Origin of the sequence: Haladaptatus sp. AB643 (assembly GCF_024136975.1) — an archaeon.
Classification (GTDB): Archaea; Halobacteriota; Halobacteria; order Halobacteriales; family Haladaptataceae; genus Haladaptatus.
In genome coordinates, this window is record NZ_JAMYJW010000008.1 from 134804 (window position 1) to 158437 (window position 23634).

23 protein-coding genes and 1 pseudogene are annotated in these 23634 nt (G+C 61.6%); 13 read left to right on the forward strand and 11 right to left on the reverse strand.

Annotated elements, in window-relative coordinates; translation table 11 throughout:
• Positions 1-83: 83 nt before the first annotated feature.
• The 3 genes from NKF25_RS16240 (at position 84) to NKF25_RS16250 (ending at position 4213) form a co-directional block, all read left to right on the forward strand.
• Entirely contained in the window at positions 84-1706 is a 1623-nt protein-coding gene (locus tag NKF25_RS16240) for a glycosyltransferase family 39 protein (RefSeq protein WP_253227703.1), read from the forward strand.
• A 144-nt stretch (positions 1707-1850) separates the two neighbouring features.
• Positions 1851-2876, forward strand: coding sequence for a Gfo/Idh/MocA family oxidoreductase (locus tag NKF25_RS16245; protein WP_253227704.1), 1026 nt, complete (start codon positions 1851-1853; stop codon positions 2874-2876).
• 59 nt (positions 2877-2935) lie between these two features.
• Entirely contained in the window at positions 2936-4213 is a 1278-nt protein-coding gene (locus tag NKF25_RS16250) for an MFS transporter (protein ID WP_253227705.1), read from the forward strand.
• On the opposite strand, the gene NKF25_RS16255 is transcribed toward NKF25_RS16250, so the two are convergent.
• Positions 4181-4393: a DUF6684 family protein gene (locus NKF25_RS16255; protein ID WP_253227706.1), complete on the reverse strand. Its 213-nt coding sequence runs from the start codon at positions 4391-4393 to the stop codon at positions 4181-4183. The two genes, NKF25_RS16250 and NKF25_RS16255, sit on opposite strands and share 33 nt — an antisense overlap.
• Positions 4393-6166: pseudogene (locus NKF25_RS16260) on the reverse strand (cbb3-type cytochrome c oxidase subunit I). Before NKF25_RS16260 ends, NKF25_RS16255 begins: the two are co-directional and overlap by 1 nt.
• Before the next feature lie 332 nt (positions 6167-6498).
• Between NKF25_RS16260 and NKF25_RS16265 the strand changes: the two are divergent.
• The 3 genes from NKF25_RS16265 (at position 6499) to NKF25_RS16275 (ending at position 9661) form a co-directional block, all read left to right on the forward strand.
• The gene (locus tag NKF25_RS16265) at positions 6499-7065 is read left to right on the forward strand and encodes a hypothetical protein (RefSeq protein ID WP_253227707.1); all 567 of its coding nucleotides are present in this window, start codon (positions 6499-6501) and stop codon (positions 7063-7065) included.
• A 74-nt stretch (positions 7066-7139) separates the two neighbouring features.
• Positions 7140-8717: an acetolactate synthase large subunit gene (locus NKF25_RS16270; protein ID WP_253227708.1), complete on the forward strand. Its 1578-nt coding sequence runs from the start codon at positions 7140-7142 to the stop codon at positions 8715-8717.
• An 8-nt stretch (positions 8718-8725) separates the two neighbouring features.
• Positions 8726-9661 (forward strand): purine nucleoside permease, encoded by a 936-nt coding sequence (locus tag NKF25_RS16275; protein ID WP_253227709.1) that lies wholly within the window; start codon positions 8726-8728, stop codon positions 9659-9661.
• Between the two features lie 3 nt (positions 9662-9664).
• Here NKF25_RS16275 and NKF25_RS16280 read toward each other — a convergent pair whose 3' ends face one another.
• The 6 genes from NKF25_RS16280 to NKF25_RS16305 form a co-directional block, all read right to left on the reverse strand.
• Complete coding sequence (locus NKF25_RS16280) at positions 9665-10483, reverse strand: aldo/keto reductase (RefSeq protein ID WP_253227710.1); 819 nt, start codon at positions 10481-10483, stop codon at positions 9665-9667.
• A gap of 90 nt (positions 10484-10573) precedes the next feature.
• On the reverse strand, positions 10574-11404 hold the full coding sequence (locus tag NKF25_RS16285) for a phosphosulfolactate synthase (protein WP_253227711.1): 831 nt from the start codon (positions 11402-11404) through the stop codon (positions 10574-10576).
• 166 nt (positions 11405-11570) lie between these two features.
• Positions 11571-11756 (reverse strand): hypothetical protein, encoded by a 186-nt coding sequence (locus tag NKF25_RS16290; RefSeq protein WP_253227712.1) that lies wholly within the window; start codon positions 11754-11756, stop codon positions 11571-11573.
• 101 nt (positions 11757-11857) lie between these two features.
• Entirely contained in the window at positions 11858-12190 is a 333-nt protein-coding gene (locus NKF25_RS16295; RefSeq protein ID WP_253227713.1) for a hypothetical protein, read from the reverse strand.
• Positions 12191-12348: 158 nt separating this feature from the next.
• Positions 12349-12690: a hypothetical protein gene (locus NKF25_RS16300; protein WP_253227714.1), complete on the reverse strand. Its 342-nt coding sequence runs from the start codon at positions 12688-12690 to the stop codon at positions 12349-12351.
• Positions 12691-13046: 356 nt separating this feature from the next.
• Positions 13047-14390, reverse strand: coding sequence for an MmgE/PrpD family protein (locus NKF25_RS16305; protein ID WP_253227715.1), 1344 nt, complete (start codon positions 14388-14390; stop codon positions 13047-13049).
• 165 nt (positions 14391-14555) lie between these two features.
• Between NKF25_RS16305 and NKF25_RS16310 the strand changes: the two genes are divergently transcribed.
• The gene (locus NKF25_RS16310; protein WP_253227716.1) at positions 14556-15017 is read left to right on the forward strand and encodes a cupin domain-containing protein; all 462 of its coding nucleotides are present in this window, start codon (positions 14556-14558) and stop codon (positions 15015-15017) included.
• Positions 15018-15216: 199 nt separating this feature from the next.
• A complete protein-coding gene (locus NKF25_RS16315) occupies positions 15217-16419 on the forward strand; it encodes an MFS transporter (RefSeq protein WP_253227717.1) in 1203 nt (400 codons plus the stop codon).
• 163 nt (positions 16420-16582) lie between these two features.
• Here NKF25_RS16315 and NKF25_RS16320 read toward each other — a convergent pair whose 3' ends face one another.
• Complete coding sequence (locus NKF25_RS16320; RefSeq protein WP_253227718.1) at positions 16583-16975, reverse strand: MaoC/PaaZ C-terminal domain-containing protein; 393 nt, start codon at positions 16973-16975, stop codon at positions 16583-16585.
• Between the two features lie 87 nt (positions 16976-17062).
• Between NKF25_RS16320 and NKF25_RS16325 the strand changes: the two genes are divergently transcribed.
• The 4 genes from NKF25_RS16325 to NKF25_RS16340 all read left to right on the forward strand — a co-directional run bounded on the left by NKF25_RS16325 (position 17063) and on the right by NKF25_RS16340 (position 20986).
• A complete protein-coding gene (locus NKF25_RS16325) occupies positions 17063-17866 on the forward strand; it encodes an alpha/beta hydrolase (protein ID WP_253227719.1) in 804 nt (267 codons plus the stop codon).
• A complete protein-coding gene (locus NKF25_RS16330; RefSeq protein WP_253227720.1) occupies positions 17859-19490 on the forward strand; it encodes an AMP-binding protein in 1632 nt (543 codons plus the stop codon). Before NKF25_RS16325 ends, NKF25_RS16330 begins: the two co-directional genes overlap by 8 nt.
• 439 nt (positions 19491-19929) lie before the next feature.
• The gene (locus tag NKF25_RS16335; RefSeq protein ID WP_253227721.1) at positions 19930-20139 is read left to right on the forward strand and encodes a hypothetical protein; all 210 of its coding nucleotides are present in this window, start codon (positions 19930-19932) and stop codon (positions 20137-20139) included.
• 145 nt (positions 20140-20284) lie between these two features.
• Entirely contained in the window at positions 20285-20986 is a 702-nt protein-coding gene (locus NKF25_RS16340) for a helix-turn-helix domain-containing protein (protein WP_253227722.1), read from the forward strand.
• Between the two features lie 2 nt (positions 20987-20988).
• Here the strand turns inward: NKF25_RS16340 and NKF25_RS16345 are convergent, their stop codons facing one another.
• On the reverse strand, positions 20989-21939 hold the full coding sequence (locus tag NKF25_RS16345) for an alpha/beta hydrolase (protein ID WP_253227723.1): 951 nt from the start codon (positions 21937-21939) through the stop codon (positions 20989-20991).
• Positions 21940-22411: 472 nt separating this feature from the next.
• Between NKF25_RS16345 and NKF25_RS16350 the strand changes: the two genes are divergently transcribed.
• The gene (locus NKF25_RS16350; RefSeq protein WP_066148865.1) at positions 22412-22630 is read left to right on the forward strand and encodes a hypothetical protein; all 219 of its coding nucleotides are present in this window, start codon (positions 22412-22414) and stop codon (positions 22628-22630) included.
• 112 nt (positions 22631-22742) lie between these two features.
• Here NKF25_RS16350 and NKF25_RS16355 read toward each other — a convergent pair whose 3' ends face one another.
• Positions 22743-23600, reverse strand: a complete 858-nt coding sequence (locus tag NKF25_RS16355; protein ID WP_253227724.1) for an SDR family oxidoreductase — start codon at positions 23598-23600, stop codon at positions 22743-22745.
• Positions 23601-23634: the final 34 nt, after the last annotated feature.

Here is a 23634-nt window from a genome sequence, read left to right on the forward strand (position 1 = left end):
AAGAGTGAATCCTGCGATAGTTTTCTCCGAACGAGAACCCGGCCGCTCCTCCGCTTCGGAGCGGTCGCTCCCCACTACACACTATGGCTAGTCATCAGACGGATTCGAAAACGACGCAGGAATCGCGAGGGTTGAGCTACGAGTTGCCATGGCTCATTCCCGCGCTTTTAGCCGGTGTCTGTGTGCTGTATTTCTACATCGGGACACATCCGTACGGGTCGTTCGGTGCCGGACTGTACTTTCACATCGCCGAACAAATACAGACCAACGGCTACGTTCTGCCGAAGACGATTCCGAATTACACCCCCGCTGGCGTCCCGTTCGCGTACCCGCCGTTCATGTTCTACGTGGTGGCTCTGCTCCAGAACGTGACGCATCTGGATGCGTTCACCATCGCACGGTTTCTCCCCGGATTGGTTTCGGTCGCTTATCTCGTCCCGCTCTACTTCCTTGCGCGAGACCTGTTCGGTTCGCGCCCGCAAGCGTCGCTCGCGACGCTCATCGTCGCCGTCAGCCCGCCAGTACTCCAGTGGCACATCTCGTCCGGTGGCATCGTTCGAGCCCCGGCGATGCTGTTCTCGCTGGTGGGAATATATGCCGGATTACACCTCTTCCGTGACGGGGATGAACGATGGCTCGCGCCCGCATTGATCGCGTTCACGCTCACCGTGCTCACTCACCCGATGTACACCATCTTCTTCGTCATCAGTTTTCTCCTGCTCTACGTGCGGTTCGACAGGTCGCTTCGCGGGATGGGGTACGGCTTGATCGTCGGTCTCGGCGGCCTCGTCCTCACGGCACCGTGGTGGTTGTCGGTCATCGCCATGCACGGTTCGTCCGTCTTCAGCGGCGCGGCCGGAACCCACGGCGGCCTCGGCGGTGCGGTTCCTGCGTTGTACGCGCTCCTCAGGCAGCAGATACACGAGCCACCGTTCCTCTCGGTGTGGCACTTGCTCCCCGTCGTCGGGTGTCTCTGGCTCGTCTGGCGGAAGGAGTACTTCCTCCCCGCGTGGCTGGTCGTCATCATGGCGACGATGGACGAGGCTCGATTCGTCTTCCTCATCGGGGCGCTCATCAGCGCCCGGTTTATCTTCGAGGGCATCCTTCGATGGATCCGGAAATCGGCGTCCGTCGGTCGGAACGAAATCGTCACCTTCTCGGTCGTGTTGCTCGCCACCATCGGCCTCAGCGGCGGGATGTTGTACGCGACGGGCGGACTGAACGCTCACGCTGGCAGTCCGTCGCTGCCGGGGTTCGTCGATAACAACGACGTGGAGGCGATGTCGTGGGCCAGCACGAACACCGACCCGTCGGCGCAGTTCGTGGTCCTCGGCGACGCGGCGGAGTGGTTCCCACAGCAGACACACAGGACCATCGCCGTCGGGCCGTGGGGCGTCGAGTGGAAGGGCCATCAGCAGTATCGCTATCAGTTACATCACTTCCGGACGTTATCCCGGAGCCACACCGCCGCGGCGCTGACGAGCAAACTGATGCGGATGGACGTTCACCCGCAGTACATCTACGTGCCGAAGGGAACGTACACGATTCGCGGCATGCGACACACCCAACCGTCGATGATGCTGTCAACGATGCAGTCGTCGCCGCAGTATCATCTCGTGTTCGAGAACGACGGCGTCGCCATCTACGAGATGGCTGACGGCTGGTATCCGTCGGGTCCCGGACCGAGCGGACCGATGCCGGTGTGAGAACGTGGGATTCCGTTTCGACGCGAATTTTCTATCGTGGCTGTGAACACCGGCGGGAAATCTGTCGCTCAAACTGCCATGAAAGATAAGTCATGACCCTTCCTATCCACGGGTCGTACAGATTTCTTCAAAACGGAGTAAATTATGTCAGGACATTCACCACAGTCGGAGAAGGTACGCGTCGGCGTCATCGGCGGCGGATTCATCGGAACGACCGTCGGCCGTGCGTTCGAGGAGGATCCACGTTCGACCGTCGTCGCCATCGCGGACGTGAGCGAGGCGGCGCGGGAGGAAGCAGGAAACGCCCTCTACGTCGGCCAAGGCGCGCGCTACGAAAGCCACGAGGCGATGCTCGACGAGGAGGAACTGGACGCGGTGCTCATCGGGACGCCGCACGTCTTCCACTACGAACAGATCATGGACGCGCTGGACCAGGGGCTTCACGTCCTCTGTGACAAGCCGCTCACGACCGACCGCGAGAAGGCCCGCGAAGTCGTTCAGCGGAGCGAGGCGGCCGAGGATCAAGTGCTGATGGTCGGCTACCAGCGGCACCTGAACGAGGCGTTCGTCAAGGCGCGCGAGCGATGGGCCGAAACCGATCTGTCGCCGAACTTCATCACCGCGGAAATCACGCAGAACTGGATCTCCCGGTTCGAGGACGCGTGGCGAACCGACCCCGACCTCTCGGGCGGGGGAAACCTCTACGATACGGGAAGCCACCTCGTCGACGCTGTCCTCTGGACGACGGGCCTGACGCCCACCTCCGTCCAGGCGAACATGACCTTCGCCGACGACGAGGACCGGGTGGACGAGTGTGCTCAGCTAACCGTCGAGTTCGAGAACGGTGCCTCGGCGAGTATTTCGGTGTTTAGCGACGCGCCGTGCGTCCGCGAGCACATCCACATCTGGGACGACGACGGTGCCGTCTACCTCGAAGGACGACAGTGGGAACCCCGGCAGTTGACCGAAATCCGTGCCGACAGCACGGACATCGTCCCGTACATCGACCACAAGTTGAGCGACGAGAAGGCGGCCGTCTTCATCGACTGCATCGAGAGCGGAGCGACGCCGCCAGCGACCGCACGGGACGCGTACGCCGTAACCGCGCTCACCGAAGCGGCCTACGAGTCGGCCCGGAGCGGCGAGCGCGTGTCGATAGACCTCGACTGACGGTCGTTTACCTCGCCGCTTTCATCCGTTTTTTCTCCTTCGAGTGACGACACTCGACAATGACGAACCGAGCGTGGAATCGGCTTTCGAGCGTGTCGGAGTACGATACGCTGTTGTTGACGGCCGGAATCTGGTTTCTGGCGAAGTTCCTCCGCTTTTCGTTTCCGGCGCTGTTTCCCACCTTCCGGACGGAGTTCGGCGTCTCGAACGCGTTTCTGGGCGGGGTGTTCACCGCGACGATGTTGGGCTACTCGCTCATGCAGTTCCCCAGCGGCGTTCTCGCGGACCGATTCGGGGCCGTTCAGGTCATTGCCGCCGGGGCCGTGCTCGCGGCCGCCGGAGCGCTGGTGCTCGGATTTCACATTCCGCTCGTCGTCCTCATCGTCGGCATGCTCCTCGTCGGCCTCGGGACGGGCGTCCACAAGACCGTCGCAATCCGGTTGCTCTCGCGCGTCTATTCGGAGCGAACCGGCCGCGCGCTCGGCCTGTTCGACACGCTCGGTGCCTTCGGCGGCGTGGCGGCACCAACGGCGGTACTGTTCGTCACCGGGATGGGAAACTGGCACGCGCTCTTCCTCGTCGGGGCGGTGATGGGTCTCCTGCTCGCGGTTGGCGTCGTCGTGTACGTTCCGCGCCGGACGGGAACCGCGGACGCCGCCGATTCGGCGGACGCGGCGAGCGCGACCGATGGCGGGGAATCGACGGGGTCGTTCGAACCGCGGCGCTACCTCGCACTGTTTCGAAGCCGCCGGTTCACGCTGTTCGTCGGCGTGACGGTTTGCTTCAGCTTCGCGTACAACGGCGTCGTCGCGTTTCTCCCGCTGTATCTCACCACGCACGGGCTCTCGGATTCGACGGCATCGCTGGTCTACAGCCTGTTGTTCGCCGTGAGTCTCGTTCAGATCCTTACCGGCGACCTCTCGGACCGGATCGGACGGCTTCCGTTGGCGATGGCCGTCCTCGCCGTCGCCGCGGGCGCACTGGGGGCACTGTCGGTGGTCGGCAACGCGAGCGCATTCGTCTTCGGCGCTATCGTCGTCGCGCTCGGACTCGGTAGCCACGGATTTCGTCCGATCAGGGGGGCGTACCTCGCGGCGTCGATTCCCGAGGACGTGGCCGGTGGCGGACTCGGCATCGCCCGAACTATCCTGATGGGTGTCGGTGCGCTGGCCCCCGCGGTCGTCGGGGTGCTTTCTGACGCTACCGGGTTCGGGGTGGCGTTCGGTCTCCTCGCGGTCACGATGGCAGGTGGGGCGCTCTTGGCCGGTGTGACCGCGATGGTCGAGCGCCGCGTGACGTCGCCGTTATCCGACGTAACGGGCGGCGACCCACGTTAGCAGTGCGAGCAGGGCGAACGGGACGATTACCAGGATGAGACTCAGATACTGGTAGAGTAGGTTCCGCGGGTACGGCGTATTGAAGAAAAAGAGGAGGAAGAAAAACCCGAGGATGACGAGGGGAACGATGTTCACCACGATGTCGAGGAGGGTTTCACGGTCGAACGGTGAGTAGGACATCAGTTCTCACCACCCGTGCTGTCCGATCCGCCATCGGTTCGCCCGCCGTCATCGCCACCGTCCGCCGCGAGGGCGGTTTCCTGCTTCTTCTCGAACCACACCCATTCGGGCGAGAGCATCCCTTCGGCTTCCAACTGCCACGGGTCGCCGGTCGTGACTTTCGCCCCGTCGAGCCACGACTGGGCGATGTTCCAGACGAAGATGACCTGACCGATGGCGAGGATAAATGCCCCGACGGTTGCGACCTCGTTCCACGTCGTGAATTGTGGAAGGTAGGTCGCGTACCGGCGCGGCATCCCACCGTAACCGAGGAACAACATGGCGAAGAACGTCACGTTCGAACCGACCATCGTCAGCCAGAAGTGCCAGTGAGCGAGCGACTTGTTGTACATCCGTCCCGTGATGAGGGGGAACCAGTAGTACACCGCTCCAAAGAGGGCGACGGCGATGGCCCCCATCACGAGGAAGTGGAAGTGACCGACGACGTAGTAGGTGTCGGTGAGTATCAGATCGACGGGAATCGCGGCGAGGAAGACGCCGGTGACGCCGCCGATGATGAAGTTCTGCACGAACCCGATCATGAACAGCATCGGCGCGGTCAATCGGAGGTTCCCGTTCCACATCGTCGTGATCCAGTTGAACGTCTTGACGGCGCTCGGCACCGCGATGGCCAACGAAACGGCCATGAAACTGAGTCGGAGTCGTGGGTCGATACCAGTAGCGAACATGTGGTGGGCCCAGACGCCGAACGAGAGCACGCCGATGGCCAGCGTCGAGTAGACGACGAACTTGAACCCGAATAGCTTCCGACCCGCGAACCGTGGTAAGATGAGGCTCACGAGTCCCATCGGCGGCAGGACGATGATGTACACCTCCGGATGGCCGAAGAACCAGAAGAGGTGTTGCCACAGAATCGGTCCGCCACCGCCGGTTGGAGCGTAAAACGCCGTCCCGAAGTTTCGGTCGAGCAGTATCATGATGATGGCGCTCCCGAGCATCGGGAATGCGAAGAGGACGAGACCCGCCTGCGTGAGCACCGTCCACGAGAACAGATCGAGGTTCTCCCAGCCGATGTTCGGGCCGCGCTCGGTGAAGATGGTGGCGATGAAATTTATCGCACCCATCGTGGTGCTGATGCCGGAGAGGTGTAATCCGAGGAGCATCAGGTCGGTCGCCGGACTCGGTTGTTGTACGGAAAGCGGCGTGTACATCGTCCAACTCGTCTGGGACGGTTGGATTCCTGTCCCGAGCGCGCCGAGCGGGAAGCCGACCCAGATGAGGGCCGCGCCCGCCGGAAGCATCCAGAACGCGATGGCGTTCAGTCGCGGGAACGCCATGTCGTCCGCGCCGATGAGTAGCGGGACGAAGTAGTTCCCGAACGCGAATATCATCGGGGTGGCGAACAGGAACAGCATGGTAAGCCCGTGCGTCGTCATCAGGGCGTTGTACTCCGTGGCCGAGAGGATCCACGATTCCGGCTTCAGGAGTTCGACCCGCATCAACATGACGCCGACGCCCGCCCACGCGAACGAGATCATCCCGAGCACGCCGTACAGGATTCCGATATCCTTGTGATCGACGGTCGTCAGCCAGCGCAGTACCCCCGATGGCTTCTGTTCGTAACCGGTTCGTTGCTCGCCGCCTTGCCTCACCCCCCCCTCCAGTGGGTGTGTACGACCGCCAATCTTCCACTTGGAGGATGAAGTAGAAGACCGCGATGAGGAACACACCCATCAGAATGGTGAGCGCTAATGATGTGCTGAACGCTGCCATCGTCAAACAGTCGGTCGGAAAGGAGTAATTCGTTTCGGTGGTTTGTCATTTATTCCGGGGCGACTCGAGTCCCATCTATGACCTGAATTGTGTTCGACGTGAACAGTCACGCGAAAAGAAGGGTCGTCGGAAAGGGGATTACCGGAACGGGAGGTTTCGCTCTACCGCCTCGCTTTTACGGGTCGGGGGAGAGAATCTCCGTCACCGGTCTCCTATTCATTTTGTCGATCGACCGGTTCGTGGACCAACGCGGAAGCATATCCGACGAAAGACCTCTCTTCGAGACGGTCAAAAAAGGTAACATATCGCATACCCATTCTCCCCCGACTCACATGGAACCGAAACGACACACCTGGACCCGGCGAAGCGTCCTCAAACGAAGCGGCCTCACCGTCGCGGGCACCGCTTTTGGGAGTTCGTCGGCCATCGGTGCGGCGAGCGCGACCGAGTGTTGTAAGACCTGTTGGATGGACGTGAAACCCGGTTGCTGTCCGAACAGGATCGACGCGAGGAAAAACGAGGTGTTCACCGTCTACATCGGGTGGCCGAACGTGAAACCCGAGAGCATCCGGTTGCGGCCGTCCTCGACGCGAGTAACGTTCGACACGCCGACCTGCCAGAAGTACCGTAATCCTCGATGGAAGCAGGTCTCCTGTTCCGATATCGAAGGACTCCTCGCGGAAACCGACGGTCGGGCGGCGAGTCCGTGTCACCTGACGGCCAAGGACGTCGATAACGACGGGGATAACGATACGGTGGTGCGGTTCAACAGTTGTGCCCTCGAACTGCGCCACGACGACTGCAACCTGCTCCTCGAAGCCGAAACGGGCAGCGGTTGTCGCCTGCTCGCCATCGATAGCGTCGCGCCGTGCAACTGCGGAACTACCAAGGGGAACTAATCGCGGAACTACCAAGGAGCGCTAATCGCGGAACTGCCAACAGGCACTAATCCTCGGTCGTCCTATTTCGACCGATGAAGGCATCCGATTTACTCGTGGAGTGTCTGGAAGCGGAGGGAGTCGAGTACGTCTTCGGCCTGCCGGGCGAGGAACTCGGCGACGTGCTCTTTTCCATCCGCGATTCCGACATCGAGTTCATCCCGGTACGGCACGAACAGGGCGCGGCCTTCATGGCCGACGTACACGGGCGCGTGACCGGGAAAGCGGGCGTCTGTCTCTCGACGCTCGGCCCGGGCGCGACGAACCTCCTGACGGGGGTTGCAGACGCCCACCTCGATAAGAGTCCCGTCGTCGCCATCACCGGGCAGGCGGGACTGGAGCGACTCCACAAGGAGAGCCACCAACTCATCGACGTGATCCACACGTTTCGGTCGGTGACCAAGTGGAACACCCAACTGAGCGATCCGGAAATCATCAACGAATCGGTGCGAAAGGCGTTCAAACTCGCCCAATACGAGAAACCCGGCGCGACGCACCTCGAATTCCCGGAGGACGTCGCGGCCGAGGAGACGGACGCGGAACCGCTCGCCACCCGTCGTCCGGTCCGCCGTTCCGACCCCGACGAACAGTCCGTCGAGTACGCCGTCGAACTGCTCCAGGACGCCGACCGACCGCTCGTCATCGCGGGTAACGGCGCGGTTCGGGAACAGGCCGCCGAAAGCCTTCGGGAGTTCGTCTCGGAAACGGCCGTCCCCGTCGCTGCGACGTACATGGGAAAAGGGGCGCTCTCCGACGCCGACGACCACTCGCTGTTCACGCTCGACTCGGGCGAAAACGGCGAAGCCGAGGACGCCATTCGGGAGGCCGACTGCGTGCTCACGCTCGGCTACGACATCGCCGAACACGACCCGGAGAGTTGGAATCCCGACCGCAACAAGGACGTCGTTCACCTCGATTCGGAACCCGCCGAGGTGTACGAACATTACAACCCGAACGTCGAACTGGTCTGTGACATCTCCGCCGGACTCGACGCGCTTCGGGACCGACTCGACGTCGCCTGTCCCGCCGGATGGTACCGTGAGCAGCGCGAAGCGCTCGTGGAACAGACGACGCGGTGGCCCGACGCCGACGACCCCCTCTCGGTACGAAACGTCCTCCCCGTCCTCCGCGAGGCGATGGCGGACGACGACGTGCTCGTCTCCGACGTCGGCAGTCACAAGATGGCGATCGCTCAGGATTTCCCGACCTACGAACCGAACACGGTCCTCGTCTCGAACGGCCTCGCCAGCATGGGTATCGGCGTCCCGGGCGGCCTCGCGGCGGACCTCGCGCTCGATTCCGAGGTCGTCGTCGCCACGGGCGACGGCGGATTCCTGATGAACGGCGCGGAGATCGACACGGCGACCCGCCTCGACTGCGATTACACCATCATCGTCTTCAACGACGACGAGTACAAACTCATCACCGAGGAACAGGAGGAGGAGTTCGGCGAACACTTCGGCACCGGACTGACGAATCCCGACTTCGTGAAGTTCGCCGAGAGTTTCGGTATCGACGGCGTCCGTGCCGAAACGTGGGACGAGATCGAGGAAGCGCTGACTGAGGCCGTCGAGAGCGACGGCATGACGCTGGTCGAGATTCCGGTGGAGTGAGTTCGCGTATGACGGATACGACGGAGCCGATTTCGCTCGACGTACTCCTGTTGCCCGCCTTCGCGGCGGACGATTTCGAGATGAAAAAAGACCTCCCCGACGAGTTCGAACGGTGGCTCTCGACGTACGAGTTCGAGAACTCTGCATCGGTTCCCGGCGCGAACATGCCGATTTACTACACCGACGACGGGATCGGAATCACGTCCACCGGGATGGGGAAACCCGAAGCGGCGGCGACCGTGACCGCCATCCTCGCTTCGCGGAAATTCGATTGCTCCTCGGCGTACTTCGTTACGGTTGGCGTCGCGGGGACGCCGCCGGACGTGGGAACGCTCGGGTCGGTGTTCGTCACCGACGCCATCGTCGATTGGGACAAGAAGCATCGCTGGGCGGCCCGCGACGGCGAAACGGAAGCAGAGCGGAACCATCCCCTCGAACTGTTCTCATATCGACCGCACGATTACGTCTATCACCTGAACGACGAACTCGTGGCGATGGCCCTCGAAGCGGGGAAATCGGTCGAGCTACGCGATTCGGGGGCTTCGAACGCGTACCGGGATCACTACTCGCAAGACGCCGCGCGGGCGGACCCAAGTGTGGCCGTCGGAACGACGCTCTGTAGCGACGAGTTCTGGCACGGCGAAACGGTCGCCGAGCAGGCCCAGTGGCTCGTGGACGAGTACGACGCGGGAACCTACGCGACGACGGAGATGGAGGAGATGGGAACCGCGACCGCCCTCGACCGATTCGGGTTGCTGGACAGATATCTGAGCGTCCGCGGCGTCGTCAACTTCGACCGGCCGTACGACGGTCAGTCGATTCGGGAGAGCCTCCACGACGGCGTGGAGAAGGAAACGTTCGACGCCACGCTGGACAACGTCGTCAGCGTCGGAGCGGCCATCGTGGACGAACTTCGCGCCGATGGTGCGGAGTTCGACGGATAGAACTTACCGTCCCAACCGACCGCGAACCATCGAGAGTCCGGTCTGAAGGCGGGATGGGCGAGCCACAATTGCCATCTCCGTTTCGGTCAACTCGAAGTCGAAGATGTCGAGATTCTGTTCCAGGTGTTCCTCGCTCGTGGATTTCGGAATCGTGATGACCTTCTCCTGTTGTGTCACCCATCGAAGCGCGACCTGTGCGGGCGTCTTGTTGTACTTGTTCCCGAGTTCGGTGAGCACGTGATCGTGCATGGCTCCGCCGTGTGCGAGCGGACTGTAGGCCGTCAATAGCACGTCGTTTTCCTGGCAGTATTCCAGTAGCTCTTCCTGCGGGTTGAAGGGGTGGAACTGGACTTGGTCGGTGAACACGTCCACCGTCGCTTTCTCCCGCGCTGTTTCCAGTTGCTCCGCGTCGAAGTTGCTCACGCCGATGTGCCGCGCCAATCCGTCGCTCTGGAGGTCCGACAGCGTTCGCATCACCTCTCCCGTCGAGGCGAGCGGGTTCGGCCAGTGGATGAGCAGCAGATCGACGTATTCGGTACCGAGTTTCGTCAGACTCTCGTTGACGGAGTTCACGATATCGGCCCGTTTGCGGTTCATCGGCCACACCTTCGTCGTCAGGAAGATCTCGTCACGGTCAACGTCCGAGTGTTCGATGGCCTGCCCGACCTCCCGTTCGTTGCCGTAGGCCTGTGCGGTGTCGATGTGTCGGTAGCCGAGGTCGAGCGCCGTCGAGACCGCATCGCGGCACGTCGAACCTTCCATCCGCCACGTTCCGAGGCCTATCTTCGGAATCTCCTCGCCGCCCATCGTCTCGTACTCCATGTGCTGTTGGTGGACGGACAACGGTAAATATCGACTGGCGGACTGGTGGGGTTCGGGTCGATCGCTCCCCCTCGTACGTGTTTCGAGGCTTCAATCGGTGCCGAACGTGACGGTGCGCCCCCAACTGTCGAACTTGCCCCACAGGCCGGAACGCATGCATTCGAGTTCGACGACTTGGGAGTTGTCGACGAACAGGTTGACGTTCGGGCCGAAGTTCTTGATGTACCACTCGAACATATCGGGGGCAGGTGCTTCGAACACCAGGTTTTCGATACCCAACTCGTTGGCGATCTGGAAGGCCACGTCCGTGCGCCATTCCGTGACTTCCTCGGTGATTCCTTCCGCTTCGACCATCAGTAATTCGGCACCGGCTTCGAGGTGCCGCTTCCCTTCCTCGATGGCTTGCTCGGGACTCTGCTGTCCGCCGCGCTCCAAGTCCTCCGGATCGGAGGCACCGCCCGCACCGAATTGGACGTTGATCTCGGGTTTCGGCTCGATGTCGTACTGCTGAACGAGTTCTGTGAGCCGAACCATATCGTCGGTACCTGTCGCAAGGAACCCGCTGGAAATCTCGACGATGTCGAAGCCGAGGTTCTCCGCTTCCTCGATGTACTCCTCGACCTTGTCGTGGTCGCGCACGAGGACGTTCTCGATGAATCCGCCGGTCGAGACCTTGACGTCGTGTTCGTGACAGATGTCGATGAGTTCGGTGACGGCGTCCTCTGGCATCAGCGCAAACGATCCGCCGCTGAATTTGTAGATGTCGATGTACCACCCCATCGTTTCGAGGATGTCCTTCAGTTCACGGGGTCCCATCGGGTCGTAGTATGGCCCCCGCATCTCGGTGATACCGGTCTCACGCGGTTTGTCTGGTCTGTCGTTGTGATGTAGGAAGTCGAACGCTCGATTTTCTATAGGCATGGTTATTGGTGGAACTATGGTTGTCGGTTACGGGGCGATTCGTGGCTCGTTACTTTGCAGAAAGTCGAATACCCTGTCGGTCATGAAACCCCCGAACGGGCTACGACGAACAGCTACAAAAGGAATTGGGCGGCACGCGTTCGTTGGACCCGGTCGAGAACCGAACTCAGTCACGGGTGTGGACGTAATGTATCATCCCGAAGACGACGATACCGGCGATCAAACCGGTCGGAATCCCGACCAGTAACGAGGGCCAGATGCGCTCCCGAAGGAGTTCCGTCACGAGCACGCCCACGACGAGAAACGAGAGCACCGCGATACCGACTTCGATCACACCGTCCTGAACGTTCATCGTTCAGTGATTCCGCTATCAAGTAGTAACGATTTCGCACGTCCGCTGCTGGAAAACGTGGGAGCTTGGTATCTTCCGTGTCGTTCGCTATTGCCCGGTGGTTACAGCGGCACCCACGGCGGGTCGCCGATGTGGTCTATCTGTTCACCTTCCGGAAATCGGGTAAACTCGTTTTCGTGACAACCCGCACCGTAGCGTTCGACGTGCCACGCAACGTGGTCGCCCGCTCCGGCGTCCGGGGAACAGCTAGTGGCGACCGAATCGGGGTGCTGCGGCGACGGTGCTCCCGAGAGGACGCCGACGCTCGTCATCGACGAGAGGACGACGACGAGAACGACCGCGGCGATGTGTACTCTCCGACTCGAACTCCTACGCCGTTCATCGCGCTCAGTCGAGTCGTCCGCGTTGGCCGGAATTCCTTCGTGTATGGTCATCGCTGGATGAAATGACGGATCTATCGTGCTTTGTTATTTGGCGACCACTCGACGCACAACACCGATTACTGGACGTCGTGACATCGACGGCCGGAAAAATTGACAAGTTGGATATCAGTTGGGGATGTATCCCCTGCGGTCAGTACCGCGTTGAAAGTTTAGTTTTCCTGTTCGTTCCAGTTGCCTGCTCCGGACCACGCGGCTTGCGTGTTGTCGTTGCTCTGGGCGCTCGCCTGAACCGAGTACGCGTTGCCCGATTCGGCTTCGCCACCGTTCCAGCCGACTGCAGCGGAGATCGCGTAGCTGTCTTCCTGCGAGTTGGCGTTACCCTGTGCGACGTACTGCTCTTGGTCTACGTGCGAACTTGCCCACTGGGCACTGTGCTGGGAGTCACCTGCGTGATGGTGTCCGCCATATGCAGCCGCGTTACCGGCGAATCCAACTGCGAAGACACTTGCCACGACGGCCATCACGAGCAGCGTTCTAATTCCTTTTTTCATTGTATCTACCTTTGGACGACACCGGCACGTTGCCTGTGTTCGTCGTCCACTTTCTCGTGTCGCCGCAACTGTATTTCAACCCCTGGTACCGTTTTATCGAACGATTCGTCGGGTACCATTCGGCTATCCATTCTCGAATCGAATAAGCGCGACATGACGCCTGAAGGGCCAAAATTCAGGCCTTTCAGACCGAGATCTCCGAGAGACCTTATCCGATAAAGCCAAGCCGACCGGATCTGTAGTGTCTGCCAATCGTCAGTATTGTCGAACTGACGGTCGAGTTATATGCTATCCATTCACAACATATACGCCGAGTAGCCTCACACGAATCACGATATTACCCCGGACTACTTCTGTCAGTCCAACAGTTCCACGAGGTCGGCGACGGTGTGTTCGTCCATTCCGCGTACCGTGCCCACGATTTCCTCGCGCCGTGCGTCGTCGTACACGCTCGCTATCCGGTCGAACTTCGATTCGACCTGTTCCCACGACATCGAGTTGTTCGGATGCCCCGCGAAATCGTCCTTCTCGACCCGGTAGGTCGTGCCATCGTCCATCTCGATGTCGATATTGGCTGGCATCTCACCCGCCTCGAAACGGTCGGTCAACGCCTCGTCCTCCTCGACTTCGACGGTTCGAAGCAGTTCTTGAACGTCGTCCCGCTGAATTCTGTCGGGATCGTACTGTGCGTTGGTCATCTCGCGGTCGATGAGCGCGGCGGCGAGCATGTACGGCAGGGAGTGGTCGGCCTGCGCTTTCGTCTCGACTTCGTAGCGCGACCCCTCGCCGCCGCCGATGATGAGCTTCGCACCCGCGAACGTGTCGAGACGGATCGACTCGACGTGCTCGGGGTCGATGTCCTCCTGCTCGGCCACTTCGATGATCCCCTCCACGGCGGATTGGGCGTACGTCTCGGCGACGTAGCGTTTCGTCATCACGTCGTGGACGCGCTCGCCCGGCGACAGATCCACGTCGAACTCCCCGGAGACGATGTGCTTCCACCCCTTCTGGCCCTCGAAGAGGTTCGTCGGCCCCTCCACGCCGTTCTTCGCCAGCATCGCTGAGTAGACGGCGTTTCGGGCGGCGTTCGCGGAGGCGAGTCCCTTCCACTCCGAGATCCCTTCGGTTCGCGTTACCCGGAGGGCGTTGTGCGCGGTCCCGGCGATGCCGATCGCCGACCGGGTTTCCTCCCGACTCAGGCCGAGCAGTTTCGACGCCCCCGCGGTCGCCGAGATGACGGTATGGGTGACGTGGTCCCACCCGCGGTCCCGAACCGGCGCGTTCCACGCCAGTTCCGCCTGTATCTCGTAGGCGATGGCTATCGCGGCGATGAGTTCCTCGCCGGTGCTATCGGCGTACTCACCGCAAACGATCGCGGCCGCGATGTTGTCGCTCGGGTGCGGCGTCTCGCCGGGCGCGAGAAACGAATCCATGTAATCGAGGTAGCGAACGTACGCGGTGTTCAGCATGGTCGCATCCGGTGGGGACGCATTGCCTCCACCCCAGAGGGTGCAATCTCCCCCATCGTTCATCTCCTCGACGGTCGCCCGCACCGCTTCCACGGGTTCCTCCCCCATCGCACCCACGGCGATTCCAACCGAGTCGAGCACGCGTTTTTTGAGTTCGTCCACCGTGTCCGCCGAGAGGTCGTCGTAGCTTGTTTCCGCCACGAAATCCGCCAGTTCGGCTGTCGTCGTCATGGGTCATGTGGGCAACGGGCACGGGTAAAAATACAGTGGGCGAGTTGGTCCGGGTCGAGCGACGGACTGCAAGCGAGCACGGCAAACCCGGCGACCCAGGCGATCCCGGCGACAGTTTCAGTGCACGCCAAACCGTTATGCATCTCGCCGCGAATTCCGACCGGAATGAAAAAAGTTGCAATCGAAAACCCCGATGAGGACGAGGGTTGCTCACGGTTTTTCCAACCGCTCTCGGAAGCGCTCGGGACGACCGGCCTCGCGATCAACTACTTCGAACGCGCTCCCGGCGAACACGTCGGTCATTGCTACCACCGTCACCTCGAACAGGAGGAGGTGTTCTACGTGCTCACGGGGACGGCGACGTTCGAAACCGAGGACGGTGACATCGTGGTTGCTTCGGGTGAACTGATACGGTTCGCGCCGGGCGAGTGGCAACAGGGACGGAACAGCGGCGACGAACGACTCGTCGTCCTCGCCCTCGGCGCGCCGCGCGACGACGAACCGATGGAACTCCGCCGCACGTGCCCGTCGTGTGACGAGCGGACCCCGGCAGTCCCCGAGGAGATCGATGGCGGAGTCGCGTTCTATTGTGGAACGTGTGGTGCGGAAACCGGGAGATACACCTGACCAGCGAGTCCGGGAGCGTTCGTGTGTCACCTTCCTCCTGATCTCGCATTTACTGACCAGTCAGTAAGTTACATTCTGATCGCCTATCGTCCGTTACGAAACGAAAGAAGATGTTGGATACACGCCCGATACTGGCCGCCTCCGGTCAGTGGTGACGAAACCAACAAGTTAAATGGGGAGTTAGACCTATGACTGTCCGATGAGTACATCTACACGAACAGTTACGGATCGTTTTTCCCCTGCCGTTCTGGCGACGGCGTTCGCGACGTTCGTCGCGTTTCTCGGAATCGGCGTCGTCGACCCGGTACTCCCCATCATCGGCGACAAGATGGGCGCGTCGGGAGCGGAAGTCGAACTGTTGTTCACCACCTACCTGATCGTGATGGCGGTCGCCATGCTCGTGTCGGGCGTTTTGAGCGCCAGATTCGGCAATAAACGAGTCATCATCGTCGGTCTCGCCATCGTCGTCGTGATGGCGACACTCGCAGGACTGTCGAACTCCATCACCGAACTCGCCATCGTGCGCGGCGGGTGGGGTTTCGGTAACGCGTTGTTCACCTCGACGGCACTCGCCGTCATCGTCGGCCTCGCGGAGGGCGGGACTGAAGAAGCCATCATGCTGTACGAGGCGGCGCTCGGCCTCGGCATCGCGGGCGGCCCGCTTCTCGGCGGCTATCTCGGTTCGTTCTCGTGGCGCTACCCCTTCTTCGGTACGGCGACGCTGATGGCGCTCGCCCTCATCGTCTCGCTCGCCTTCCTCCGTGAACCGGAAGGAAAGGAGCAAGCGACGCCCGCGGACATGATCATGGCGCTGAAAAATCCGCCCGTGCTGGTCAACGCCCTCATCGGTCTCTGTTACAGCTTCGGGTTCTTCACCATCCTCGCGTACTCGCCGCTTACGCTTCCGGACCTTTCGGCCACGGCGCTCGGCGTGACGTTCTTCGCGTGGGGTGCCCTCGTCGCGGTCTCCTCCGTGTTCGTCGTGAACTGGTTGACGAGCAGGTTCGACGCATCGAAAGTGCTGTTCGCTGACGTGCTTGGGATGGCCCTCGTCCTCGCCGCGGCCGGATTCGCGGAAGGACAGGCGGAACTACTGCTCCCAGTCATCGTGATTTCGGGTATCTTCTGCGGTATCGCCAACGCGATGTTCACGACGTTCGCCATTCAGGTGTCGCCGTTCACGCGCTCGGTCAGCAGCGGCGCATACAACTTCCTGCGGTGGTCGGGTGCGGCCATCGCGCCGGTCCTCGCCGGATACTTGAAGGACGCCTATTCGCCGGGAGTCCCGTTCTTCGTCGGCGCAGTCGTCGTCTTCGTCGGCGCGGTCGGTCTCTTCGGCGGTGGATCGTTCCTGCTCAACGCCATCAACCGAAACGCGGCGGAGCACGTTTCGGCTGACTGATCACCCCCGATCATTCTCCATCTTCGCGCTGACACCGCTCCAGCCGATGCTATCGACCCTGAAAACGGACATCGGCGGAATCGAGGCGGTATCGTGTCGAACTTCGCGTAAGGCGAGAAAACCGCCGCCGGTAGAATATCGGGACCGATCGAACTACTCGTCGCTATTCGTGGGGAAGCGATATGATCGTCGTCTCGCCCGAGAGCACCTGTCTGTCGGTTTCCGCGCTGATTTCTACCGTAAGGCGGTCCTCTCCCAAATCCTCGGTAACGGCCGCGGTTGCGCTGACGGTTTCGCCCGGCCGGACGGGGTTTTCGAACTCCAAATTTTGCGAGAGATAGACGATGTCACCGGGAAGCGCCGCGAGCGCGGCGCTGACGACGCTGGCCGTGAGCGCGCCGTGGGCGACGCGGCCGCCGAAGAGGCCCTCTTCGGCGTACGCTTCGTTCACGTGAAGCGGGTTTTCGTCGCCGGTGAGAGCCGCGAACTGGTCGATGTGTTCCTGTGTCAGTTCCAACGTCGCCGTTTCGGCGTCCCCGACTGATGCGACTGGCATATCCGAACTCGGTTCCGCGCCGGAATGAATCGCCGGGTTAACATGTGAAACAGGGGGTTGATTACGCGAACACGCGTCGCCCTATTTATGCCATTTACCGACAACGACGGCGTCTCGCTCTTCTACGAGGAGGGCGGTCCGACGGACGCCGAAACCATCGTTTTCGTGGAAGGACTCGGCTACGGACGATGGATGTGGCGTTGGCAACGCGAAGCGTTCGAGGACGACTATCACGTCGTCGTGTGGGACAACCGCGGAACCGGAACGTCCGACACGCCGGACGGCCCGTATAGTATCGAGGAAATGGCGAGCGACCTCGAAGCCGTCCTCGACGCTGTCGGCGTCGAATCCGCCCACGTCGTCGGGGCGAGCATGGGCGGGATGATCGCCCAGGAGTACGCTCTCGATTACGACCGTGCGGAGACGCTGTCCCTGCTCTGCACCACGCCGGGCGGCGAGAACGCGGTACCGACGCCGCCCGAGACGCAGGAGAGGATGTTCGACGTGCCCGAGGGGTACGACGAACGCGAGGCGATCCGCTACAAGATGGCCCCCGCGATGACCGACGAGTTCGCCGCGGAACACGACGACCTCGTCTCCGACATCGTGGACTGGCGTCTGGAGGGCGATGCCTCCGACGCGGGGAGGGAGGCACAGGCCATGGGTGTGATGAACTTCGACGACAGCGACCGACTCGATAAAATCTCGATTCCGACGCTCATCGCGCACGGAACCGCGGACCGCGTGCTTCCGGTCGAAAACGGGGAACTGCTCGCGGAACTGCTTCCGAACGCCGAACTCGAACTGTTCGACGGCGGCCCACACCTCTTCTTCATCGAACAGGCCGATGCGGTAAACGACCGACTCCGTACTTTCATCGACGATGCCTGATCACTCCACACGACCGTACGACTGGGTCGGCGCGTGGAGCGAAAAACGGGCGCAACTCTCACCCGAAAGGGTCGGGTTGGTGGACGCCACGACGGGCCAGCGCTACACCTATCGGGAACTCGACCGCCGGGCGAACCGAACCGCTCGTCTGCTCCGCGAGCACGGGGTCGAAAATGGGGAACGTGTCGCCGCTATCTCCCGAAACCGACCGGAGCTCATCGACTGTTTCTTCGGCACGGGGAAGACAGGTGGCGTGCTCGCGCCGCTCTCACACCGCCTCGCAGCGGGCGAACTGGTCCAGATGCTGAACGACGTGGACCCGGAACTGCTCGTCGTGGAGGAACCGTTTTCGACCCTCGCGAGCGACGTGCTCGCACACGACGACCGCGAGTTCGAGAGTTCGGTACTCCGTCTACCCACGAGCGATTCGGACTCGTTCGCCGAGTCCGAATCGCAGGTTTTGGAGGCCAATTCGTGGAATTCGGCGCTTCCGGCGGACGATTCGCCGGTCGAGACGGCCTCGCTGTCGATGGACGACCCGCACCTCTTCCTGCACACGGGCGGTTCGACGGGGGTCCCGAAGGAGACGGTCATCACGCACGGGTCCATCGTTTGGAACTCGTTCAACACGATTACGGCGTGGGGGCTTCGCCCGGAGGACGTGACGCCGATGGTGTTCCCGCTGTTCCACACCGGCGGGTGGAACGTGCTGACGGTTCCACTGTTCCACCTCGGCGCGCGGGTCGTCATCGCCCGCGAGTTCGACCCCGAATCCGTCCTCCGGATGGTCGAATCCGAGGGTGCGACGGTTCTCGTCGCGGTGCCCGCCATCCTGCGGATGATGTGCCGTCACGACGAGTGGGAGGATACCGACCTCTCGACGCTCCGCTTTGCCAAGAGCGGCGGCGGCCCGTGTCGCCATTCCGTGATGGAAGCGTGGTGGGACCGCGGCGTCGAACTCTCGCAGGGCTACGGCCTCACGGAGTGCGGCCCGAACAACTTCACCCTGCCCGACGGGTGGCCCCACGAGAAATCCGACAGCGTGGGCGTCCCGGCGATGCACGTCGATGCCCGCGTCGTGGACGACGACGGCGAACCCCTCACCGGCGAGATCGGCGAACTCGAACTCGCTTCGCCCCACGCCGCCGACCGCTACTGGAAGAATCCCGAGGAGAGCGCCGAGACGTTCGGTATTCCTGTGAGCGAAGCGAACGGGAGCACGGAAGGCGAGCGGAGCGAGTCTTCCGGCGACTGGGTTTCGACAGGAGACCTCGCGCGCGTGGACGACGAGGGGTACGTCTACATCGAAGGCCGGAAGAAGAACATGTACGTCAGCGGCGGCGAGAACGTCTACCCGGCCGAAATCGAGGACGTCATCGCTGACCATCCGAAGGTCGAGGAGGTCGTCGTCATCGGCGTCCCCGACGAGAAGTGGGGACAGGTCGGGAAGGCCGTCGTTCAGGGGGACGAGTCGCTCACGCTTTCGGACGTGGAGGAATTCCTAGACGGTAAACTTGCCCGGTTCAAGCGCCCGCGCCATCTCGCGTTCGTCGATGAAATGCCGATGTCCGGACCGTCGAAAATCGATCGGGAAGCCGTTACGGCGGAGTTCGGCGGGGAGTAGACTGGAATTCCGTTTTCACGGAAGTGGCGAACGGTTCGGATCCGAGGCTACCAGTACTGGTTAGTTAGTTGAAAATAATGCGACGTTCATGAAGACGATGCGCCCGGAAAATCCGTCGATATTCATACCCGGTATGGTAGTCTTCGGAATGGTGACGTGGCTACTCGTCGGTCTCTTATTTTCGGGTGACCCGGTCGATCAGGTGGTTTCGGGTGCCCAGACGGGGTTCCTTCTCTCCCTAGTCTTCATCCTCGAACGATGGATAAGACGACGGATATCGACGTAGTTGATCCGCGTGAGAGCTTTCGGCTTTTCTGGAGCGCCGCCGAAGTTTCCGTTCCTGCAGAATTTCGGTGGGGAACGGGCTTCAAGGGTGAACGATTCGGTGCACACCCCCATCTTCCAACATTTATTTGATTGTGTGAAACAAATATCGGGTATGGTGGAATTCAACCTCCAAAACCCGTGGATTTTCGTTCCGGTCATGGTCGTGATTTGGGCTGTCATCTGGGCGGCCATCGGGACGCTCGTCTTCGACAAACAGGGGTCTTACCAGTTGTTCATTGGTGGTCTAGGTGGCCTGGCGTTCGGACTCATGACCGTCTATCTCCGCCGAGACGAATGGAAAGCGCCGAAAAATAATTCCTAGTTTCGTTTTGACGTCGGTACGACTCCCTGACCGCCCTCGATTACCTCGCTCGGAAATCGACTGTCAGTAATCATCTCCCTTCAACAGATAAGAAAACTATTTTAACTCGTCTTACGTATGGTTCGCGGTAACAGAGTCAACGATAATGATAGACCTCACGATGGACATGGAGCAGTACGACTGCCCGTTCATCGACACCTCGGACGACTACGGGGTGACGTACTCCTCCGTCCACTGGGATTTCGACCGCTCGGCGGAGGAGTTGGAGACGCGACTGGTCGTGGAGGGGGAGGACAGGAACGAACTCGAACACGGGTTGCAGGCGCTCCGCGAACACGACAACATGCACGGCTGTTCGCTGCTGTCGAAGCGGGACAACGTCGCGCACATCCGTACCGTCATCGGACAGACGGAGGCGATGGAAGCGATCAGAAACCACGACGGCTACATCACCGGCCCGTTCTACATCGAGGACGGCCACGAGTTGTGGCACGTCGGCTTCGACCACGAGGACGTGGCCAACGGCGCGCTCTCGGAACTCGAATGGAAGAACGAGTTCGACGTGGTGTCACGCGAGACGCCCGACCTCCCCGACCTCCAGAACCTCGTACAGAACGCCGGGGCCGCGATGACGCTCATCGACGGTTGTCGTGACCTCTCGGACGTCGAGCGCGAGACGCTGGAACACGCGGTTCGGGACGGCTACTTCCAGAGTCCGCGCTCCGCGACGCTCGGCACGCTGGCCGACGAGTTCGGCGTCTCGAAACCGGCCGTCTCGAAGAACCTGCGACGCGGCCAACGAAAGATGATCCAGCGCGTCGTGGACGCGCTGGAACTGCTCGACTGATCTTATTCCTCGAACGCGTCCCGTAACCGTGCGCCAGCGTAAGCCAGAAATTCGTCGGTCCGGTCCACGGCGCCGACCATGCTCGCAAAGCCGTGGATCATCGCCTCGTAGTTGCGGTGCTCGACCGGCACGCCGTCCTCCGCGAGTCGGTCGGCATAGGCGATTCCCTCGTCGCGGAGTGGATCGAAACCGGCAGTCACGACGGTCGCCGGTGCGAGACCGCTGAGGTCGCGTGCCAGCAGAGGGTACGCGTACTCGTTTCGCGCGTCGGACGGTCGGGTGTGGTACTGTTCATCGAACCACTCCATCGCGTCGGCTTCGAGCAGGTAGCCCGTGGCGTTCTCCTCGATGGAATCCGGTGCCGGTTGGACCGGCGAGCGGACGACCGGATAGATGAGCAGTTGGTGGGCGAGGTCGGGGCCGCCGCGGTCCCGAGCGGCCAGCGCGACGGCGGCCGCGAAGTTCCCACCTGCACTGTCGCCAGCGACGGCGATTTTGTCGGAATCGACGCCGAGGACGGCGGCCTGTTCGCTCGCCCACGCGGCGGCGGCGTAGGCGTCCTCGAACCCGGCCGGGAAGGGGTGTTCCGGCGCGAGTCGGTAATCAACGGACAGGACGACGCAGTCGGCTTCGTTCACGAGTCGGCGACAGATGGGGTCCACGCCGTCCAAGTCGCCCAGCACGAACCCGCCACCGTGGTAGTACACCACCAGTGGTCGGTTATCGCCATCACCGTCGGGTTGATACAGTCGAACCGGAATCGGCTCGTCCGGGCCTTCGATCTCGAACTCCTCGATCTGCCCGACCGATTCCGGTTGGGCGAGGGTCGGCCGCTCCTCCATCATCGAGCGGGCGGCCGAAACCGTGAGGCCGCGACCCTGTAACCGGGCGGCCGTGGATTGACCCAGCAGCGAGAGGACGTCCTGCACCTGTGGGTCCGGTTCGTCTACCATGTGATCCGTCCGTCCTTTTGACGATCGATAAGTGATTCCTCCATTTCCGTGTACATTGCTGTCCTCACGGGTAATTATTTGAACGGGGAGCTATTGGAGGTTGGGTGTGTTCCGGAGTACTCCTGGCGACCGCGTCGGAACGACCGACGGACGATCGTTCGAACGTGTGTGTCGTCGTGGGAGTCGGTTCAATGGTCGCTTAGATCGTGCCAACGGACGGGAAACGGACACAAATGGGAACGTACCGATGAAATGTCGAATACGTCGCCGCCGCTCGGGGGATATGGTCCATCGAAACGGCTTCCATCACCCGACCGATCCCTTCGAATCGAAAAATACGATGTTCGCGTATTAAATCGGACATTCCCATGGGAATATAACGTGGAAATGACTCCCTCAGATACGATCTGATTTCGTGAACTGACGGGGGAGGGAAATAGGGTCGTCCCCTCTGCGTATGCGGGGGAAAGATATGGCAACCGAAGAAACCGAACAGAACGTATCAACCGAACAAGAGGACAACAGATCGTTGTTCGTCCGGTTCACGGAAGAGTACGCGGAAGAGGAGTTGGCAATCCTCCTGATCGCCGCCGGTGTAGTCATGCTGATCATTCCGCCGTTCCAACCGATCGGCATCGCATCAGTCCTCCTCGGCCTCGCCGTGTGGTTCACGGATTGGCTGTGGGGATGATCGAAGGGTAACACTGGGGAATTGCCCGCCGAATGACCACGTCGGCAGTTCGATGTGGTCTCTCGTTTTGGCATTATTTTCGTCCCGTCACATCGAAACCGCGTGTCGGGACTCAGTCGTAGGTCAGCGTCATGCCGCCGTCGAACAGCAGGTCGCCGCCGTTCAGATGACTCGCGTGCTTCGAGAACCCGAAGACGAACAGGTTCGCCACCTCCTGTGGCGTCATCATCTCCTTCGTCCGGGATTGGCCGAGCATCACGTCTTCGACCACCTCGTCCACCGAAATCCCGCGTTGTTCGGCGGTGTCCGGGATTTGATCCGTCACGAGCGGCGTCTTCACGTAAGCGGTACTGATCGAGAAGGCGCGAACGTTGCCGTCACCCTCCGCCGCGATGGATTGGGTGAGACCGCGGAGACCGAACTTGGAGACGTTGTACGCGACCTTGTCCGAGGTGACGTAGTGGCCGTGAACCGAGGCCATGTTGCCGATACAGCCGGTTCCGTCGTCGCTGTCGCGCATGTGGGGAAGGCAGGCTTTCGCCAACAGGAACGGGGCGCGAACCATCACGTCGTGGAGCAGGTCGAACTGCTCGGCCGGGAACTCGTCGATGGGGTCGATGTGCTGGAGTCCGGCGACGTTGACGAGATATTTCACCGCGCCCGCGTCCGCCGCGTGCGAGACGATGCGGTCGATCTCGTCCTCGTCGCTGAGGTCGGCGGCGACGGTCTCGACGTTTTCCGCGACGCCGTACTCCTCGGCCCGGTCGGTGGTCTCGCTCAGTCCGTCCTCGTCCACGTCTGTGCCGACCACGGTGAGGCCGTTCGCCGCCAGCGCGAACGCCGCCGCGCGTCCGATGCCGGAGGCCGCGCCCGTGACGATGGCGACGTTTTCGGGCCTGAAACGGTCGTCTTCGACGTACAGTACTTCGTCGGGGTCGAACTCGGGCGGCGTTACCGCGTCGTCTGCCATATCTACGAACGCGTGAGGCAACGACGAAAAGCTC

Bases quoted from the DNA above. Each gene is read 5' to 3' on its own strand.
- NKF25_RS16320 (WP_253227718.1), bottom strand. From the start codon at position 16,975: ATGCCAGTCGCATCAGTCGGGGACGCCGAAACGGCGACGTTGGAACTG.
- NKF25_RS16325 (WP_253227719.1), top strand. From the start codon at position 17,063: ATGCCATTTACCGACAACGACGGCGTCTCGCTCTTCTACGAGGAGGGC.
- NKF25_RS16345 (WP_253227723.1), bottom strand. From the start codon at position 21,939: ATGGTAGACGAACCGGACCCACAGGTGCAGGACGTCCTCTCGCTGCTG.
- NKF25_RS16270 (WP_253227708.1), top strand. From the start codon at position 7,140: ATGAAGGCATCCGATTTACTCGTGGAGTGTCTGGAAGCGGAGGGAGTC.
- NKF25_RS16335 (WP_253227721.1), top strand. From the start codon at position 19,930: ATGGTGGAATTCAACCTCCAAAACCCGTGGATTTTCGTTCCGGTCATG.
- NKF25_RS16265 (WP_253227707.1), top strand. From the start codon at position 6,499: ATGGAACCGAAACGACACACCTGGACCCGGCGAAGCGTCCTCAAACGA.
- NKF25_RS16355 (WP_253227724.1), bottom strand. From the start codon at position 23,600: ATGGCAGACGACGCGGTAACGCCGCCCGAGTTCGACCCCGACGAAGTA.
- NKF25_RS16315 (WP_253227717.1), top strand. From the start codon at position 15,217: ATGAGTACATCTACACGAACAGTTACGGATCGTTTTTCCCCTGCCGTT.
- NKF25_RS16340 (WP_253227722.1), top strand. From the start codon at position 20,285: ATGATAGACCTCACGATGGACATGGAGCAGTACGACTGCCCGTTCATC.
- NKF25_RS16275 (WP_253227709.1), top strand. From the start codon at position 8,726: ATGACGGATACGACGGAGCCGATTTCGCTCGACGTACTCCTGTTGCCC.
- NKF25_RS16300 (WP_253227714.1), bottom strand. From the start codon at position 12,690: ATGAAAAAAGGAATTAGAACGCTGCTCGTGATGGCCGTCGTGGCAAGT.
- NKF25_RS16290 (WP_253227712.1), bottom strand. From the start codon at position 11,756: ATGAACGTTCAGGACGGTGTGATCGAAGTCGGTATCGCGGTGCTCTCG.
- NKF25_RS16350 (WP_066148865.1), top strand. From the start codon at position 22,412: ATGGCAACCGAAGAAACCGAACAGAACGTATCAACCGAACAAGAGGAC.
- NKF25_RS16250 (WP_253227705.1), top strand. From the start codon at position 2,936: ATGACGAACCGAGCGTGGAATCGGCTTTCGAGCGTGTCGGAGTACGAT.
- NKF25_RS16285 (WP_253227711.1), bottom strand. From the start codon at position 11,404: ATGCCTATAGAAAATCGAGCGTTCGACTTCCTACATCACAACGACAGA.
- NKF25_RS16295 (WP_253227713.1), bottom strand. From the start codon at position 12,190: ATGACCATACACGAAGGAATTCCGGCCAACGCGGACGACTCGACTGAG.
- NKF25_RS16280 (WP_253227710.1), bottom strand. From the start codon at position 10,483: ATGGAGTACGAGACGATGGGCGGCGAGGAGATTCCGAAGATAGGCCTC.
- NKF25_RS16255 (WP_253227706.1), bottom strand. From the start codon at position 4,393: ATGTCCTACTCACCGTTCGACCGTGAAACCCTCCTCGACATCGTGGTG.
- NKF25_RS16310 (WP_253227716.1), top strand. From the start codon at position 14,556: ATGAAAAAAGTTGCAATCGAAAACCCCGATGAGGACGAGGGTTGCTCA.
- NKF25_RS16330 (WP_253227720.1), top strand. From the start codon at position 17,859: ATGCCTGATCACTCCACACGACCGTACGACTGGGTCGGCGCGTGGAGC.
- NKF25_RS16240 (WP_253227703.1), top strand. From the start codon at position 84: ATGGCTAGTCATCAGACGGATTCGAAAACGACGCAGGAATCGCGAGGG.
- NKF25_RS16245 (WP_253227704.1), top strand. From the start codon at position 1,851: ATGTCAGGACATTCACCACAGTCGGAGAAGGTACGCGTCGGCGTCATC.
- NKF25_RS16305 (WP_253227715.1), bottom strand. From the start codon at position 14,390: ATGACGACGACAGCCGAACTGGCGGATTTCGTGGCGGAAACAAGCTAC.